The organism is Lentibacillus sp. JNUCC-1, assembly GCF_009741735.1.
Taxonomy (GTDB): Bacteria; Bacillota; Bacilli; order Bacillales; family Amphibacillaceae; genus Lentibacillus_B.
Genome location: NZ_WHOH01000001.1, coordinates 1,776,504 through 1,792,778, shown reverse-complemented (window position 1 = coordinate 1,792,778; position 16,275 = coordinate 1,776,504). Strand labels below are relative to the sequence as shown.

The window sequence follows — 16,275 nt, the reverse complement described above, 5'->3', positions numbered from 1 at the left end:
ATGGTGCTTGTGAACCTAAAAGATAGAACAAAAGCGGAGGCGCGTTGGTCACCCCCGAAAAGCATAAACAAGAATGTAAAGCCAACAAGAAACCCCCTTTCGCCATAATGGCAAAAGGGGGTCGTTATGTATGCCGTGCACCCACTGTCGATGCGACGGCCCTATGCGTTACCCAGCTTCGTGGCTCGGTCCAGGCACTCCCGCGGCACACAGAAGAGACCACTTACTGCTGCTTCCTTCCGGACCTGACAGGGTTCATGGGTTTCTGTTGCGCAGGACCTGAACGTCAGCACCACTCCACTGGGGCAGGCCATAAAGCCGCCGCACCTCAAGTGGGAATTCAGCCTTGCTATAGCGGATTGCAAGTACAGGGCACCGCTACCTCCCCGCCTAGCACGACATTCATTATTATACTGGTCTTATAGTTAAAATGCAATGGAAATTAACCAAGTGGATACATTTTACAACGTAGATTCGTCTTTATCCTTTTTCTTCCCTTTGCGCAGCTCTCTAAAGAAATCTTTCAACAAAGCACTGCACTCTGCTTCCATTACACCTCGTGTCACTTCTACTTGATGGTTAAATCGCTCATCCTGCAAGAGGTTCAGCAAGCTTCCGGCACACCCGGCTTTAGGATCGGGCGCCCCGTAGACGACACGTTTAATGCGAGACTGAACTATCGCTCCAGCACACATCGGGCACGGCTCGAGAGTGACGTAGAGCGTACAGTTCTCGAGCCGCCAGCTGCCAATCTTCTCGTTAGCTGCTTCTATCGCATATAATTCGGCATGTGAAAGGGTTTCTTCAGTTGTTTCCCGCAAATTATGGCCCGTGGCGATGATTTCATTTTCATGCACAATCACCGCCCCGATCGGAACTTCTCCGAGTTGTCCGGCTTTTTCAGCCTGCGCAATTGCTGCTTTCATAAATAAGATATCTTCCATATAATCCACAACACTTTCTTTGGTCTTTTCCGCTGCAAAGCCCTGCGTGTGATGTCATTCACAACGCTTTTCCTATTCAATCACCCGTACATTTGATAAACTTATGAAGAAAGACAGATATTAAACTTGGATATAGGGAATACTTTATTAATCATATACCAGTTCGACACTAAAATGAATGAGTGAGGTGAAAACATGTTGGCCTCTCTTTTTGCAGATGCACATTGGTATGACCTGGTTGGGCCAGGGTGGCTTGCTCTTGTCCTTGTAGTTGGTTATTTATATACGAAACACATTGTTCATTCAAATGAATACACATTGCCCGCAAGCAAAACGCGACTATTTTACACAGCACTTGTCTTGTTTTATATCGTTAACGGCAGTCCGTTTTCCATTATTGCCAATCAGTATCTGTTCAGTGGATTGATGCTGCAGGTAGCCTTGACGTGCTTTGTGGTTGTGCCGCTCATCATTATCGGCTTACCGACAGAACTGTTCAGGAAATATGCCTGGAATCATAAAACACGCTTGTCTATGAAAATTGCCGGGCACCCCTGGGCGACAGTCATCGTCTTCAACGCTTTGTTTACCGCTTATTTTATGCCAGGTGTGTTCAATGTCGTTCATGACAGTGTCATTTTGTCCCTTTTAATGAAAACGTTATTGTTTGTACACGCCTTCTTTATGTGGTGGGTAGTCATTAACCCACTGCCCGGCTTGAATGAGCTCGGTTATTTGACCCGGATTGCCTATATTTTCTTCGCTGCCGTCCTCCTGATGCCGATAGGTTTCTTCTTTCTGATTGTACAAGAAGCGCATTACCCTGTCTACGCAGCCGCAGCAGGTGACGTCTTCCCGGTTGTTACAGCTATTTACGACCAGCAATTTGCCGGTGGGATCTTGAAAGTGATTCAGCTGTCCAGTTTCATTTTTGCCATGTTCCAGATTCTTAAAAAATGGGGCAAGGAAGAGGATGACCAGGAAGGAAAAGTTGATGACGAAAATGTGCGGATTGTTCAAGGTATTGTAATTCGGATCGATGATAAAAATAAACGATGAAGACAGGAATGCCTGCGCATAACCCCTGCGCCTCCTTCATACATTGTAAAAGAAGCTTGCAATGATGGAGGAGGTTTTATTTATGCAAATATACGTGGTCAAGCAAGGCGACACGCTAGCTAATATTGCTTATACATACGGCACAACCATCCAGGCAATCAGTGATGCCAACGAGATTGATCCATCTGTTTCGCTCGTTGTCGGTCAGACACTTGTGATCCCAATCATCGGACAGTTTTATTTTACCCAGCCTGGTGATTCACTATATACAATCGGTCAGAAATTCGGCATCTCTTACCAGAGGCTCGCCCAGGTCAACAGCATTCCCGTCACCTTTACATTGCCAATCGGATTTCGTTTATACATCCCGCCGCGTCCAAAAGCGCCTGTCACAGCCAACGCCTACGTAGAACCGTTTGGTGACACGGTATCAGAGGTGCTCGAAAACTCCGCCCGAAAAGCAACACCATACCTTTCATATCTCGCACCATTCAGTTACAGAATCAATCGCGATGGCACACTGTCCCCGCCCCCATTGGATGACTTTAAATCTATTGCCGAAAACAATAATGCCGCCTTAATGCTTGTCGTGACAAACCTCGAGGGCCCGTCTTTCAGCACAGAACTTGGCCATATTATCTTAACCGTACAGGCCGTGCAAAACACACTTCTTGACAGCATCATCAACACTGCCCAAAAAGAAGGGTTCACCGATGTGCATTTTGATTTTGAATTTTTGCCTCAGGAAGATAGAGAGGCGTATAATAAGTTTTTGCGTAAAGCGAAGGATCGTCTCTCTCAAGCCGGTCTGTTAATGTCGACCGCACTCGCCCCCAAGACGAGTGCTACGCAAAGCGGTATACTCTATGAAGCCCATGACTATGCGGCACACGGGGAAATCGCCGACTTTGTGGTATTAATGACGTATGAATGGGGCTACAGCGGCGGGCCTGCACTGCCTGTCTCACCGATCAATGAAGTGCGCAAGGTCTTGAATTATGCTTTAACCGAAATGCCTGCCGAGAAAATTCTCCTCGGGCAAAACTTGTATGGCTACGACTGGACCTTGCCGTTTGAGGCAGGCGGCGATCCCGCTCGGGCGCTCAGCCCTCAGCAAGCCATCGCCCTTGCACGTGAACAAAATGTCTCCATTGAATACGATTTAACAGCCCAAGCACCGTTTTTCACATATTATGATACAGACGGTGCACAGCATGAGGTATGGTTTGAAGACGCTCGATCAATTCAGGCTAAATTCGATTTGATCAAAGAACTTGGTCTCCGTGGCATCAGCTACTGGAAACTGGGACTCGCTTTTCCGCAAAATTGGTTGCTGCTCCAGGATAACTTTGACATACGAAAATCATAAGCAAACATTAAAATCCCTCAGGCCGAGAGTCTGAGGGATTTTGCTTATGCACCAGTGACAGCTTGTTCGATATTTTGTTGTGTAATATCGTTGTGTGACTTGTGCCAGGTAACCTGCTTATGATCCAGCAGGAATATTTGCGGTGACTCATGCTTAACGCCTGTTGATTCAGCGATATAGGTGGAGACAGGACGATCTTCAATCACCTTCACCAAATAGGCATCAATAGGGCTTTCTGCGTCATTCAAATAAGATTGAAATTCTTCAAAGGCTTTGGCACTGATCGGGCAAGTCGTGCTGTGTTTAAACAATAGCACAGGACTGCCGCTCGTATTTTCCATAACATCAGCATATGCTTCTATAGACGTAAGTTCTTTGTATGAAGCCATTGACCATTCCTCCAATGTTTATTTGTATGTATCCTATAACAACATCAGGGATCTAACAAACTTTATGCTTCATTGAAAGCAGCACATTGCTCATTTATTTGTTCTATGATCCTCTTCGTCAATTTTTGTAATTTCTTTTGTATTGGGGCGATAGGCGTAAAAATAATCCACCTCAGGCTCATCGGTGAAATTGACTACAGCGGAATAAACCACCCCGTCCCGTCCGACATTGACCACAGTGATGTCTTCAATATCGTTTTCAGTGTCATAGCCTTGCTCCGTTAAGTAAGACAGAGTGTCTTCTTTAAGTTCTTGCTGTGCCTGGTACGCCAAAAACCAGCGTCCACCGTTAAACAGCAATAATGCTCCTAGGACAATGAGCACCACATTTCGTCCTTTCATCATGAGACCCTCCCGATTTTATTCTTCAATATTATACTTTTTCATTAACGCTTTTGCCTGGTTAATACCCTCTTCGGTTAAATAAACAGATTTGGCTCTTTTGCTTCCAGTAATATACTGATCTTCATTCAATTCATCCAATGACTCAAAAGGATAGCCCTTCCAGCTTCTATGCGCTTGGCCCAGTCCGTAATCTTCTGTAAACGATGTTAAATACAACAACAATAATGTCAGCTCATCAATTTGGTCCTTCATCCAGAAAGACCCTCCTTTAATATTAGAATGTTTGCGTATAGGTTGTTGATATGTATTATGTCACAGTATAAGTAGACTGCGAACTAAAAAGCATAGTAGCTCAAAACCCATCAATGTATATAAGAGCACCGCGATTTGCGCTCCGGGAAGTCGCTTTAACTTCATCACAGCTCAAGTGCGACATCTGTTCAAGAAAATCACTTTCACAGTGTCTTCTAGCCGCGGGCACGGCCTTAGCCTCCTTGCCCCGGCAAGGGGTATGTCGACGTTGTCCGCAAAGGACGGTCTTAGTCGACCATCCTTAATGTACTCACTGTGGGGTCTTCGGACTCGTGCTGTTCCCGCAGGAGTCGACTTCCCTCCGCTCCAATCACTCTATGTTAATCAGTGCTTGAGCTGTTTGCTCACGAAAGCAAAAGAAATGATAGACACTCCTTACCTAGCTCGGGGAAAACACGGAGACTCCTGTGGGAGGAAAAGCCTCGGTGAGACCCCGGAGGTCGATAGACCGAGGAGGCTCAGCAGCGCCCACTGGACGCGGAGTGTTTTCCCCGAGCGGTTGCCAGAAGCAGTCATTCCAAGTTTTCTCTGGTTCGCAGTTTGTGTCGATTATTCGTTAAAGGTTTTGAATGGAACGTTAAAATGACCAAATGTTATTTGAAAAATGATTCGTATACTTTACTTTTATAACAAGGGTTATTTCGCTATTGCGTTTGATTCTTCCTCCTCCTGGTAAAAATGCCTTTTATTTGGCTTTAACACTGCAAAGGTGAATACAAAAGCTGCTAGTAACATAACAAGTGACAAGGTCACGATCGTAAGTCTTAACGAAACCACATCTGCTACGATCCCAATGGCAAGAATAAAGATAACTTGAATGGCACTTTGCATCAGTTGATAGATGCTGGTGACCCTTCCCATCACCTCGACAGGAACGTTGTTTTGATAGAAAGTCATGATCCCTGCATTTAAAAACACGTTGAAGAAACCCAAGATGACAAACCCGATCACAATCGATGAAAATGACCATGAAAAGGCGTAAATCACATACCCAATGGTCATCATAACCAACCCGACAATAATCATATACCTGAGTGACAATTTGTTTGAGAAAATCGATAACAAGACTGCACCGGTAACAGAGCCAATCCCAGTTATGCTAATTAACAAACTATAATCAAACTCTGAAAGGCCAACGACTTGCTGGGTAAAAACAACTTCTTGCGCATCCATAGCAAAGGAAAAAATCATAATTATAATAAAGCCAAAATAAATAGCTGAAACATAAGTATGCTTGGACATGAACGCACGTACGACCGTAAAGTCGTGTATTACCTGCGACACGGTCAATCTAGGTATAGCCGCCTTATCTATATTTTCCTTCTCAGGCAGAAATACTAGTAAAATCGCCGGGATTATAAAAAATAAAGCATTAAGCCATAATGTGGTTTCAATTGATGTCAAAAGTATCATTGATCCGCCAACTGACGGCCCGATTATGAATGCACCCGAACTTGCAAAAGAACGCATGGAGTTGAAACGTTTTCTTTTTTCTCGAGGAATGAGAATTGTCACGTATGTCATGGAAGATGGTGTGAAAAAAGCATTAGCCATACTTAAAATAACCAGAATCCCATAGAGGACCACCATGTTCGTTGCTAAAGGAATCATGGCAATAAACGCGGCTCTGATGATGTACGTGACCATCATGACCTTACGTTTACTTCGGTAGTCAATAAAACTCCCCGTCCAGACCTTCGTTATAATATTTGTTAAAGGACCGATAACCCAAAGCCCAGCAACAGCCGCTGCCGACCCAGTAAGCTGATAGACAATGATATTAATGGCAACGAGATAAATAAAATTACCGATGTTTGAAATTCCTATAGAACATAGTAAGAGTGCAGGATGCTTCCATCCCGACAGGCTATTGATCATGAGTATGACTCCTAAGGTTAATACTTATATTTCTAAAAAACAGAACACTAACTTTCCCAAAAACACTCTCTGGTTCCTCAAGTGAAATGATAGTGGGGTTCAACTTAAAAACACTTTATTTCCAACTAAACCACCAATTAAAGCTGATATACCTGCAATAATGGCTGTAATAAAAACACTAGCACCAGGAAATAAATACTCAGAAACAAAAACCACAACACCCACAAATAATCCCGCAAATAGGATCATGCCAATGGTTCCTTTTTTCATAACAGCTCTCCCCATATATGTAATTGGGAATTGCAATATAAGTCATGGCGCAAATCCATAAAATATCAGTATAAATATAAAGGGCAGGACGTATCCAATCACAATCAAAACGGCAAGCCAAAAGATATACATCAGGATTTTCGCCCAAGTGGGTTCGAACATTTTATTCGTGAATTTAATTGATTTGAACCCTAATAGAATAAGTAGAGGTATGAAGTATAAGTACAAAAAAGTGTATACCCAGTCAAATTTTTTATTAAAACCACCGTCAATAGGATTATCATATAACTGATAGACGGAGGATATATATTGAAGTCCAATTAGAAAAACAATAGATAACAAAGTAAAATAGATGAGAAATGAAAACTTGATGCTCTTCCTTTCTTTTCGCAGCAAAATATACATCAGGATCAAGAAGATAACTAGAATAATGATCTTAAACAAATTCATCCCCCCATACACGTTTGTAAACGCAACAATCTCAATCTATCAGCTCTATTTAGTCACTTGCTTGAGGTGAACTCTACACCACATACCTCTCTTTTAGGGGGCGGTTGAAGAGGGAGACTTCTTCGGGAAATACGTTAAATTGGTAATTGAAGTTCCACTTGATACATAATATCTTCACTCACATCAAGATACCGCCCTTTCACCCCTAATTTTACAACCTCTTTGTAATAACCAATCTGGAACAACTCCCCATTATCACCATCTTTAAAAACTAACTTATAGTCTGGCAATGGGTAGTCCATATCCGCTGTTGAATAGGTTCTGGCGATATTTAATTCTTTTACAAGGTTCATTATTAATTCAGGATCCTTGATCGTCGTATGCAAAGTATCCATATCCCATTTATATACTTCTATACTTGGTATATCTTCAGTTAAGTTAAGTTGATTACTTATATGATTAACATCTTGACAGCCAATCACACTCACCGATAACAAGATTACAAGGAACAGAATACTTTTTTTCATAATTAAACTGGTCTCCTATTGGTGGATTAGCAACCCGATCTAATCTTTGTCGCTTTTAACACTCATTAACGTATATAGTACAAACAAAATTGAAGACATCCCTGTTGCAAAGAGTATGCCGCCAATGACTAGAAACTTGTTCGTGTTAGCCTCTACTTTATGTTCATACACCTTGGGAGGATAATCATATTGTGCGATCCAGCCATCTGCTAGGGAAGTTCCAAGGCTGTCACTGAATAATATGAAGCATAACCCTATAATCGCCAGTGCGGAACCTGTAAAGATAATGATCTTTAACTTTCCAATTCCCATCTCTGCACCTCATTGATCGCTTGAATGTTTATCCTAAGCATGGTTCTCATAGCGTCAGCTTTTACATCTACGGTTGATGCTTTGCAAAAGACCGGATTAGCATAGTTCCTGCCAGGACAGATAAAATCACATGCGTTTCAGGTAAAAGAAAGATATTGGGATACAGATCTTGTGTTACCCCGTACCATTTCAACCAATAAGCATTTGGTATAAAGATAATAATTGTCAAAATGATTGCTGGTATAAAAAGTTTCCAATTGAATTCAGCTCTACCTTCCAAGAGTACTTCTCAAACCTTTCCACTCCATCAAAACGCCAAACAAAAATGCCCATAAAGACATTTTCATTTGAAGCATGAATACGTCATCTGATATTTTTTCTTCAGCTATTTGAAGCTAGTAGTTTTTCACCATCATATAAAGCAATAGAATCATACCCAAAACAACAGCTGTGCCACCTAAAACTTTTTTAATAATACTTAGCCTCCTTGGATTTTAATTCTCAAACGGTACGCTCGTTTCGACTTTGCTTTCCGCAACAATGATGTCTTTTAGATCATTGGATACTTCTTTGCTCATTTGAATCACAAAGGTTATTGGTGTCGCGTCATCTGTACAAGCATCGGCACCGCCTACTACTTTTGTGTAAATGGTCATCGATTCATTTTCAGATTTGAGTTTAATATGATCAATCTCCGCAGGACAGCTGCCGGACTCATGTTCCCCAATAAAAATAATGTCTTTTTTGTCAAAGTTCACACTGGGCATTTGCGCTTCAAATTCATATAAGTTCCATGTGTCCTCAAACTCACTCTGATCTTCTGCTTTTCTGACCAGATACTGAAAATAGGGTACCTCTGACCTTTGATACGCCATTTCATCAAAATTTGAAGGCAACGTTTTTTCACGGGCGATTAATTCGATCGTCTGGTGACCAGACAAGTTTGTTTTGATTTGACCATTTATTTTACCTTCTGAAGGATCTAAGGTGTGATTACCGTTCTCGCCGCATCCTGTCAAAAACGCAATGACCCATAAAAAAATGATGAAAAGAAGAATTTTCTTCATGGTTTCAACACCTTTCTACTCTTTGCTATACATGGTATCCAACCAATCCAGATCCATAGGGCCGTTGAGAACACGATAATAACTGCCGTCTCTATAGTAGAGAACGCGCTGTTCGTCGATGGAAGCACCTGTAGGTTTGTCAGGTTCACCATTGATAAGGACCGTTATCCTAAACGATTTTCCATATTGAACAGAATCATTCCATTCATCCTCTTTCATTTACTGCTACAAAAAATGTTAACAGAAACAATACAAATAAAGTTTTGCTCTTCGTCAGAATAACACCATCACTTTAAAGTATTTTCATTGAGTATAACATAAAAATACTTAATTATGTTTAAAATCTGAATAACGTTTTTATTGGTTGATCATCAGGAAATTCTACCGTTAGCCTACCATTTATTGAAAAATGGACGGACATGCTGAGTGGTCTATCTATACAATATATCGGTTTCTACATAAGTTATCAGTGTAAGGCAGTATTCTACTTGTGAAAGTCCTTGTCTAATAGGCTTCACGAGCAAAGCACGCCTTAACAATTGTTACAAGGGGAGATATTGAATGAAAAAAAGACATTATAACCACCACAACAACTGTGGCTGTCACCATGGACAGAAATGTCATAAGTGTCACCCAGAGCATCCACCAGTACAAGGGGCTATGGTTCAACGGGTTGTATGCACCAAAGAAGTGCAAAAAACAGCGGAAATTCTTTTGCCAGCAGCGATTGGGCCACTCGGTCCAGGAGGAATTGGGGGGTTAACACCTGGTGCACTCCTTGGAGCTGTCGGAACCCTGCTCGGAGTAGTAGGTGATATCATTAACCTAAGGGTAACCCCGGATTTCACAGCTATCCAGCAAGAAGCAACCGTCATAAAGGACAAAGTCATTAACCTGGGCTATATCCCGGCAACATTAGACGTATTCGTAACTGGTGGTAACATTGAAGTGAGTGTCCCTATACAAGTATTCTTCCAGGAGCACACAGACTGTCCCGGTGCGAGACCTGGAGATACGGTAACAGAAACAGACCCAGTAGTCGAAGCTGACTTTTATCAGGATCTGTTGGCTACTGACGCGGCAGGAAATACTGTTGTTAATCTGCTGCTATTCAAAGCAATATTGTGTACGCGTGTAACGGTAACACGCCCAGCCATCGAAAAAGACGGGGAGTATTGTGATGTTGATGCTTGTTCTACTCAAAACGGTCCAACCAGAATCAAGTCACCTCAAAACTTAACACCAAATACCAGTCCTCTCAATGGCTAAAACAAATCATTCCTAACTAGCCTGTTTCAGGTCCAGGGATAAAAACCCTGGACCTTTTTATGTATATGGTGAAATTCATATAAAAAGAGGAGCAGTGTATGCTCCCCTTTGATGGTAACTTATTCTTCTAATGTTGACGTGTCGCCTGTTGGCAGGCCAAGCTCCCATGATTTCAGCAGACGGCGCATGATTTTACCGCTGCGTGTTTTTGGAATGGAATCAACAATGGTTAATTCACGTGGTGCTGCATGGGCACTGAGACCGGTTTTAACGAATTGACGAATCTCCTCGAGCAGTTCATCAGACTCTGTATAACCTTCATTCAATGTCACAAATGCCTTGATGATCTCCCCACGTTCGGGATCGGGTTTACCGATGACACCCGCTTCAGCGACAGCTTCGTGTTCGAGCAGTTTGCTTTCCACTTCAAACGGTCCGACCCGCTCACCGGATGTGTTGATCACGTCATCCAGGCGGCCCTGGAACCAGAAATAGCCATCTTCGTCACGGTATGCACTGTCACCGGAGACATACCAGCCGTTGACAAAGTAACTTTCAAATTTTCCGGGGTTATTCCAGACTGCTCGCATCATCGCTGGCCAGCCTTCTTTGATGGCCAGATTACCCATTTGATTTGGTGGAATTTCGTTGCCTTCATGGTCAACAATTGACGCGACAATGCCAGGAACAGGTTTACCCATTGAACCTGGGCGAATTTCCTGTGATGGCAGATTCACAATCATATGTCCGCCTGTTTCTGTCATCCACCATGTGTCATGAATACGAAGGTTCAGCACATCCATGCCCCAAGTGATGACTTCTGGATTGAGCGGTTCGCCGACACTGAGCAGATGACGAAGGGAAGAGAGGTCATGTTGTTTAACCGCTTCTTCGCCAGCACTGACAAGTTTGCGCAGTGCCGTCGGTGCTGTATACCAAACAGAGACGTTATATTTTTCAATCGTGCCATACCATGCGTCCGGTGAAAAACGGCCACCGCGCACGACGTTGGTCACCCCGTGCAGCCATGGACCGAATATCCCGTAGCTCGTGCCAGTAACCCAACCCGGGTCCGCTGTGCACCAATAAATATCGTCTTCCCTTAGATCCAGGGTCCAGTAGGCTGTGATGTAATGTTGAACCATGGCATTGTGCACGTGAAGGATACCTTTAGGTTTACCGGTTGAACCTGACGTGTAATGCAGCAACATGCCGTCCTCCAGGTCAACCCATTCAACGTCAAATTTAGTTGAGGCCTTAGCCATTTCTGCCTGATAATCGATATATTGCTCAGATGTTTGGTCATGTTCACCAACGAGCACGACTTTTTCAAGTGCCGGCAGTTCATCAACCGGTACGCGTTCAAGTAATTCAGGTGTCGTCACAAGCATCTTCGCTTCACTGTTTTCCAGTCTGTCACGAACGGCTTGCTCCATAAATGCTTCAAATAAAGGGCCTGCGATTGCACCTGTTTTTAAAATCCCGAAGAATGTAGCGTAAAATTCCGGACTCCTTGGCAGGAATAAGAAGACCCTGTCGCCTTTTACAACCTGATATTTTTTTAGGACATTGGCGAACTGGTTGCTTCGATCACGCATCTCAGCGAACGTAACAGCTTCTTCGCGGTCTGGTGCTGAATAATACAGAGCCACTTTATCCTTCTTGGCCGGATCCGCAGCATGGCGGTCAATCGCCTCATGGGCCATATTGACCTTCCCAGTTTCATTCCAGCTGAAGTACTTGTGTACATCATCCCATGAAAACGTTTCGCGCGTTTTTTCATAGTCCTGTAGATTATAATTTCCTTGCTGTGCGGGTATGCGCTGCATATCCATCCAAAATCACCTCTCCCATTTGTTTGCAATCGGTTACATTTAGTGGAAAAATGCAACCACTCTAATATCTTTTTACGATATAGCCCATTTTAGAACATTTTGTGACAATTTTAAAGTGAAACACTTAAATGGTTGAAATGATTCTCTTTGAATAGCAAAAGCGCAAAGTTTTAATTGATAACCATTATCATTTATGGTAAGTTATGTCTATTCAACAATAACTTAAGATAGGGGAATTCTTATGCACATATATTGGACTAAAATAAATAAAATTGTTCAAGAAGCTTCTCAAGTAAGAACTTACATGCTCGACTGTCCGGAGGGTTTCAAATGGGAAGAAGGAGCCCACACCCATTTTGCATTGGTTGGTTTTAATGCAGGTGATCGACCAAACCGCAAACTGATCCGTCATATGTCCATATCTACACTTCCCTATGAACGATCCATTGGTATAACCACACGACTTAAAGATCAGTGTTCTGAGTTTAAAACAATATTAAAAGACCTTGAAGTAGGAGACGATATTGCCATATTTAAGACACATTCGAATGTACCGCTCAAGAGGGGGAATAAAAATGTTTATCTCCTTTCTTCAGGAGTTGGTTTAGCAACTTTTAGACCACTTGTGCTAAAATATCTCAATCAGACTGCTGACATTAAACACATTTACTCTTTAAACATCGATTCTTCCAGGGAATTCTTATTCTCTGATATCTTTCAATCTGCACCTGATAAAAATTTTACAACCCGGTTCGTAACTGACCGCCACGGGTACTACAATAAATTGAAACACCTTGCCACAGATAAAGAAGGACTATTTTACATTGTCGGAAGTGATGAATTCCTCTTACAGAACATTAAAGTGCTACAACTTGCTGGTATTAAATCCGAACAAATCATACTGGACAAACATGCGTCTCAACTGCCGGAGTTTTTATCAGATGATATGTCCGTGTAACCGAAAAGACCGCAGCTGAACAAACTCGTGTTCCGCTGCGATCTTTTTTTACGCCCCCGGCAGGAATCGAACCTGCGCACACGGCTTAGGAGGCCATTGCTCTATCCCCTGAGCTACGGGGGCAAAAATTCAAGCATTACTATTATACAAAAAGAGTGGATCAATGAAAAGGAAAAGTTTTTTCCACATGGAAGCCAGGTATGTTCTATGGTAAAATAAAAATATTGTCGAACGTTGTTGGGAGGAATGACTATGCAAGGCGTGCCTTTTATTGCCATTGAAGGACCGATTGGAGTGGGGAAAACGTCGCTCGCCAAAAAATTAGCCACCCATTTCGATTTCCGTTTATTGAAGGAGATCGTCGAGGAGAACCCTTTTCTAGGGAAGTTTTATGATGACATTGATGAATGGAGCTTTCAGACCGAGATGTTCTTTTTGTGCAATCGGTACAAACAGCTTGAAGATATAGAGAAGAAGTATTTAGCACGTGAGAAACCTGTCATAGCCGATTACCATATATCGAAAAACATGATCTTTGCCCAGCGGACGTTACATGCCACTCAATTTGAGAAATATGAGCAGATCTATCACATTTTAACAAAAGACATGCCGCTGCCGAACATGTTGATTTATATCCATGCCGGGCTTGATACACTGCTTGAGCGCATTCACAGACGAGGACGCGATATTGAGCAGAACATTAAGCCGTCATATCTGGATCAACTGGCAAAGGATTATGAGAGTTATATGGAATCATTTGAACAGCTGCACCCGGATATTCCAGTGATCCGGATTAATGGGGACGAGCTGGACTTTGTAAAAAAACAGGATGATCTGGAGACCATTATTGATGAAGTCGCCGGCTATTTAAATCATCATACATCGAACGTATAAGCGAGGTACATATATGAGTATTTTAAGAAACACTTACAACATTCCACACGACAGCATTATCACCATTGCAGGCACGGTTGGCATCGGGAAGTCCACCATGACCAACGCCCTCGCAACGGCGCTGGACTTTAAAACATCTCTTGAAAAAGTCGATACAAACCCTTACTTGGAAAAATTCTATGACGACTTTGAGCGTTGGAGTTTTCATTTGCAGATTTATTTTTTAGCAGAACGTTTTAAAGAGCAGAAGAAGATTTTTGAGTATGGCGGCGGGTTCATTCAGGACCGTTCCATTTATGAAGATACAGGCATTTTTGCCAAGATGCACTACGACAATGGCACCATGTCGCCGACTGATTATGACACCTACCGGAATTTATTTGAGGCCATGGTCATGACACCATATTTCCCGCATCCTGATTTGCTTATTTATCTTGAAGGTTCGTTTGACCAGGTGATGGAACGGATTAATCTCAGGGGCCGTGAAATGGAAAAAAACACGCCAATTTCCTATTGGGAAGAAATGTATAAGCGGTATGAAGACTGGATTAATAACTTCAACGCCTGCCCAATCATGCGCTTGAACATTGCCGATTACGACGTCGTGCAAGAAACCGGATCTGTTGAACCCATCCTTGAAAAAATCGGCCACTTTATCCAGCAATCCCGGAAGTGGAAAGCAGGGCAGATATAAGGGGAAAAATATTTTCGTGTGAATGCCTGCTAATAATTGAGACGCAATTTAAGTAGAGTGCGAACTAACTAGGCGATTTTATGACTGCTACTGGCAACCGCTCGGGGAAAACACTCCGCGTCCAGTGGGCGCTGATGAGCCTCCTCGCGCTGCGCGCTCCGGGGTCTCATCTAGGCTTTTGCTCCCACGGGAGTCTCCGTGTTTTCCCCGAGCTACTTGAGTGGCGTTTACCTTTCTGCTGGCCTTCTTAAGCAGAAGGCGTCCAAGCCACTGAAAAACATAAAGTGATTGGAGCGGAGGGAAGTCGACTCCTGCGGGAACAGCACGAGTCCGAAGACCCCACAGCGTTACGTTAAGGAAGGTCGACTAAAACCGTCCTTTGCGGACAACGTCGACATACCCCTTGCCGGGGCAAGGAGGCTAAGGCCGTGCCCGCGGATAGAAGACACTGTTTAAGTGGTTTTCTTGAACAGATGTCGCACTTGAGCTGTGATAAAGTTAAAGCGACTTCCCGCAGCGCAAATCACGATACTCTCATTGTGATGGTTAGTTGCCAGAAGTAGTCATTTCAAGTTTTCACTGGTTCGCATTTTGTGTCAATTGTTCGTTAGGGTTATAGATTGAAAGCAAAATACTTTTAAAAAAAGTCTGAGGAACGTTTGGGTGACGTTTCTTCAGACTTTTTTTGGTTATTGGCCGAGTGTTTCTGAGCGTTTGCGAGCGCTGTCTACACATGATTGAATGATGTGTTCAAAGTTGTGATTTTTCAATGTGTCTATGCCTGCTTCTGTGGTGCCTCCCGGACTTGTAATGTTTTTACGCAACTGAGCAGGTTCGTGAGTGGTCGAGTCGAGCATAGCGCCAGCGCCGACAACGGTCTGAGTGAGGAGAGCCTGGGCTACATCTGGGTCCAATCCTGCTTCTGTTGCGGCTTGCTGCATGGCTTCAATCAAGAAATAAATATAAGCAGGACCGCTTCCGGATATGGCTGTGATGATGTGCATGTCTTGTTCAGCAACACGTGTAGAAGTACCAATGAATTGAAACAGCTCTTCTGCCGTTTTGACGTCGTTTTCTGTGGCAAAACGTCCGGCGCATATGGCTGTAGCAGATTCCAACGCTGCGGCTGAAGTATTCGGCATCGCTCGAATAACCGGTATGTCTGTATGGAATCTTTCTTCCAAATAGGATGTGGAGAGCCCCGCCACAACAGAGATGACGAGTTGCCGCGGCGTGAGGAAAGGTTTGATTGAAGTAATGGCTGCATCTGCATCATGTGGCTTAGTTGCCAATAGGACAAGTTCAGCATCATCCAGAGCCGTCTGCTTATCCATTGTACACGTTACACCAAATTTTTTCTTAAGCTTGGCAAGCCGTACCTGATTATCTTTGTTGGTCACATATATTTGTTCAGTCTGTAACGCATCTGCTTGCACCAATCCAGCTATGATCGCCTCACTCATAGAACCGGCACCGACAAAGCATATCTTTCCCACCATCTTATCCCCCTATAGAAAAACCGTTCTACCCTTAGAAAAGCAGAACGGTCGTGCATGACAATAGCCTATTTGTAAGTACTATAGAGTTCGGCAGACCTTTTGTCAAGATTTATTTGCAATAATGCATCATCGGCATGTGTTTGT

19 protein-coding genes, 1 tRNA gene and 1 other RNA gene are annotated in these 16,275 nt (G+C 43.2%); 6 read left to right on the top strand and 15 right to left on the bottom strand.

Annotation, left to right across the window (positions count from 1 at the left end):
* Positions 1-133: 133 nt before the first annotated feature.
* Positions 134-399: signal recognition particle sRNA large type (gene ffs / locus JNUCC1_RS08255), an RNA gene on the bottom strand.
* A 62-nt stretch (positions 400-461) separates the two neighbouring features.
* Positions 462-944 carry a tRNA adenosine(34) deaminase TadA gene (tadA, locus tag JNUCC1_RS08250; RefSeq protein ID WP_156644922.1) on the bottom strand — a complete coding sequence of 161 codons (483 nt, stop codon included), beginning with the start codon at positions 942-944 and terminating at the stop codon, positions 462-464.
* Positions 945-1,139: 195 nt separating this feature from the next.
* Between tadA and JNUCC1_RS08245 the strand changes: the two genes are divergently transcribed.
* Positions 1,140-2,003, top strand: a complete 864-nt coding sequence (locus JNUCC1_RS08245; protein WP_156644921.1) for a cytochrome c oxidase assembly protein — start codon at positions 1,140-1,142, stop codon at positions 2,001-2,003.
* Between the two features lie 82 nt (positions 2,004-2,085).
* A complete protein-coding gene (locus tag JNUCC1_RS08240) occupies positions 2,086-3,372 on the top strand; it encodes a glycoside hydrolase family 18 protein (RefSeq protein ID WP_156644920.1) in 1,287 nt (428 codons plus the stop codon).
* 44 nt (positions 3,373-3,416) lie between these two features.
* Here the strand turns inward: JNUCC1_RS08240 and ytxJ are convergent, their stop codons facing one another.
* The 10 genes from ytxJ to JNUCC1_RS18225 all read right to left on the bottom strand — a co-directional run bounded on the left by ytxJ (position 3,417) and on the right by JNUCC1_RS18225 (position 9,201).
* On the bottom strand, positions 3,417-3,761 hold the full coding sequence (gene ytxJ / locus JNUCC1_RS08235) for a bacillithiol system redox-active protein YtxJ (protein ID WP_156644919.1): 345 nt from the start codon (positions 3,759-3,761) through the stop codon (positions 3,417-3,419).
* Between the two features lie 90 nt (positions 3,762-3,851).
* Positions 3,852-4,166, bottom strand: a complete 315-nt coding sequence (locus JNUCC1_RS08230; protein WP_156644918.1) for a DUF3139 domain-containing protein — start codon at positions 4,164-4,166, stop codon at positions 3,852-3,854.
* 15 nt (positions 4,167-4,181) lie between these two features.
* Positions 4,182-4,418 (bottom strand): DUF6429 family protein, encoded by a 237-nt coding sequence (locus tag JNUCC1_RS08225; protein WP_156644917.1) that lies wholly within the window; start codon positions 4,416-4,418, stop codon positions 4,182-4,184.
* 696 nt (positions 4,419-5,114) lie between these two features.
* Complete coding sequence (locus JNUCC1_RS08220) at positions 5,115-6,356, bottom strand: MFS transporter (protein ID WP_156644916.1); 1,242 nt, start codon at positions 6,354-6,356, stop codon at positions 5,115-5,117.
* A 99-nt stretch (positions 6,357-6,455) separates the two neighbouring features.
* A complete protein-coding gene (locus tag JNUCC1_RS18240) occupies positions 6,456-6,626 on the bottom strand; it encodes a hypothetical protein (RefSeq protein WP_197431676.1) in 171 nt (56 codons plus the stop codon).
* Positions 6,627-7,210: 584 nt separating this feature from the next.
* A complete protein-coding gene (locus tag JNUCC1_RS08215) occupies positions 7,211-7,603 on the bottom strand; it encodes a hypothetical protein (protein ID WP_156644915.1) in 393 nt (130 codons plus the stop codon).
* Positions 7,604-7,642: 39 nt separating this feature from the next.
* The gene (locus JNUCC1_RS08210) at positions 7,643-7,915 is read right to left on the bottom strand and encodes a hypothetical protein (protein ID WP_156644914.1); all 273 of its coding nucleotides are present in this window, start codon (positions 7,913-7,915) and stop codon (positions 7,643-7,645) included.
* Between the two features lie 67 nt (positions 7,916-7,982).
* A complete protein-coding gene (locus JNUCC1_RS18230; RefSeq protein ID WP_197431674.1) occupies positions 7,983-8,144 on the bottom strand; it encodes a hypothetical protein in 162 nt (53 codons plus the stop codon).
* Between the two features lie 265 nt (positions 8,145-8,409).
* Positions 8,410-8,982 (bottom strand): hypothetical protein, encoded by a 573-nt coding sequence (locus tag JNUCC1_RS08205; protein WP_156644913.1) that lies wholly within the window; start codon positions 8,980-8,982, stop codon positions 8,410-8,412.
* A 15-nt stretch (positions 8,983-8,997) separates the two neighbouring features.
* Positions 8,998-9,201 (bottom strand): hypothetical protein, encoded by a 204-nt coding sequence (locus tag JNUCC1_RS18225; protein WP_197431673.1) that lies wholly within the window; start codon positions 9,199-9,201, stop codon positions 8,998-9,000.
* Between the two features lie 342 nt (positions 9,202-9,543).
* Between JNUCC1_RS18225 and JNUCC1_RS08200 the strand changes: the two genes are divergently transcribed.
* On the top strand, positions 9,544-10,251 hold the full coding sequence (locus tag JNUCC1_RS08200) for a hypothetical protein (RefSeq protein ID WP_156644912.1): 708 nt from the start codon (positions 9,544-9,546) through the stop codon (positions 10,249-10,251).
* 119 nt (positions 10,252-10,370) lie between these two features.
* Here the strand turns inward: JNUCC1_RS08200 and acsA are convergent, their stop codons facing one another.
* Positions 10,371-12,086 (bottom strand): acetate--CoA ligase, encoded by a 1,716-nt coding sequence (acsA, locus tag JNUCC1_RS08195; RefSeq protein WP_156644911.1) that lies wholly within the window; start codon positions 12,084-12,086, stop codon positions 10,371-10,373.
* A 241-nt stretch (positions 12,087-12,327) separates the two neighbouring features.
* Between acsA and JNUCC1_RS08190 the strand changes: the two genes are divergently transcribed.
* Entirely contained in the window at positions 12,328-13,044 is a 717-nt protein-coding gene (locus JNUCC1_RS08190; protein WP_156644910.1) for a dihydropteridine reductase, read from the top strand.
* 51 nt (positions 13,045-13,095) lie between these two features.
* On the opposite strand, the gene JNUCC1_RS08185 is transcribed toward JNUCC1_RS08190, so the two are convergent.
* Positions 13,096-13,167: transfer RNA gene (locus JNUCC1_RS08185), tRNA-Arg, on the bottom strand.
* A gap of 129 nt (positions 13,168-13,296) precedes the next feature.
* Between JNUCC1_RS08185 and JNUCC1_RS08180 the strand changes: the two genes are divergently transcribed.
* The gene (locus JNUCC1_RS08180) at positions 13,297-13,938 is read left to right on the top strand and encodes a deoxynucleoside kinase (RefSeq protein WP_156644909.1); all 642 of its coding nucleotides are present in this window, start codon (positions 13,297-13,299) and stop codon (positions 13,936-13,938) included.
* Positions 13,939-13,951: 13 nt separating this feature from the next.
* Complete coding sequence (locus tag JNUCC1_RS08175; RefSeq protein WP_156644908.1) at positions 13,952-14,632, top strand: deoxynucleoside kinase; 681 nt, start codon at positions 13,952-13,954, stop codon at positions 14,630-14,632.
* A gap of 689 nt (positions 14,633-15,321) precedes the next feature.
* Here the strand turns inward: JNUCC1_RS08175 and proC are convergent.
* Positions 15,322-16,131 (bottom strand): pyrroline-5-carboxylate reductase, encoded by an 810-nt coding sequence (gene proC / locus JNUCC1_RS08170; RefSeq protein WP_156644907.1) that lies wholly within the window; start codon positions 16,129-16,131, stop codon positions 15,322-15,324.
* Between the last annotated feature and the right edge of the window lie 144 nt (positions 16,132-16,275).

Coding starts and splice junctions, on each gene's coding strand:
- JNUCC1_RS08200 (WP_156644912.1), top strand. CDS start 9,544: ATGAAAAAAAGACATTATAACCACCACAACAACTGTGGCTGTCACCAT.
- JNUCC1_RS08225 (WP_156644917.1), bottom strand. CDS start 4,418: ATGAAGGACCAAATTGATGAGCTGACATTATTGTTGTTGTATTTAACA.
- JNUCC1_RS08175 (WP_156644908.1), top strand. CDS start 13,952: ATGAGTATTTTAAGAAACACTTACAACATTCCACACGACAGCATTATC.
- JNUCC1_RS18225 (WP_197431673.1), bottom strand. CDS start 9,201: ATGAAAGAGGATGAATGGAATGATTCTGTTCAATATGGAAAATCGTTT.
- JNUCC1_RS08190 (WP_156644910.1), top strand. CDS start 12,328: ATGCACATATATTGGACTAAAATAAATAAAATTGTTCAAGAAGCTTCT.
- tadA (WP_156644922.1), bottom strand. CDS start 944: ATGGAAGATATCTTATTTATGAAAGCAGCAATTGCGCAGGCTGAAAAA.
- JNUCC1_RS08245 (WP_156644921.1), top strand. CDS start 1,140: ATGTTGGCCTCTCTTTTTGCAGATGCACATTGGTATGACCTGGTTGGG.
- JNUCC1_RS08215 (WP_156644915.1), bottom strand. CDS start 7,603: ATGAAAAAAAGTATTCTGTTCCTTGTAATCTTGTTATCGGTGAGTGTG.
- proC (WP_156644907.1), bottom strand. CDS start 16,131: ATGGTGGGAAAGATATGCTTTGTCGGTGCCGGTTCTATGAGTGAGGCG.
- JNUCC1_RS08230 (WP_156644918.1), bottom strand. CDS start 4,166: ATGATGAAAGGACGAAATGTGGTGCTCATTGTCCTAGGAGCATTATTG.
- acsA (WP_156644911.1), bottom strand. CDS start 12,086: ATGGATATGCAGCGCATACCCGCACAGCAAGGAAATTATAATCTACAG.
- JNUCC1_RS08180 (WP_156644909.1), top strand. CDS start 13,297: ATGCAAGGCGTGCCTTTTATTGCCATTGAAGGACCGATTGGAGTGGGG.
- JNUCC1_RS08210 (WP_156644914.1), bottom strand. CDS start 7,915: ATGGGAATTGGAAAGTTAAAGATCATTATCTTTACAGGTTCCGCACTG.
- ytxJ (WP_156644919.1), bottom strand. CDS start 3,761: ATGGCTTCATACAAAGAACTTACGTCTATAGAAGCATATGCTGATGTT.
- JNUCC1_RS08205 (WP_156644913.1), bottom strand. CDS start 8,982: ATGAAGAAAATTCTTCTTTTCATCATTTTTTTATGGGTCATTGCGTTT.
- JNUCC1_RS18240 (WP_197431676.1), bottom strand. CDS start 6,626: ATGAAAAAAGGAACCATTGGCATGATCCTATTTGCGGGATTATTTGTG.
- JNUCC1_RS08220 (WP_156644916.1), bottom strand. CDS start 6,356: ATGATCAATAGCCTGTCGGGATGGAAGCATCCTGCACTCTTACTATGT.
- JNUCC1_RS08240 (WP_156644920.1), top strand. CDS start 2,086: ATGCAAATATACGTGGTCAAGCAAGGCGACACGCTAGCTAATATTGCT.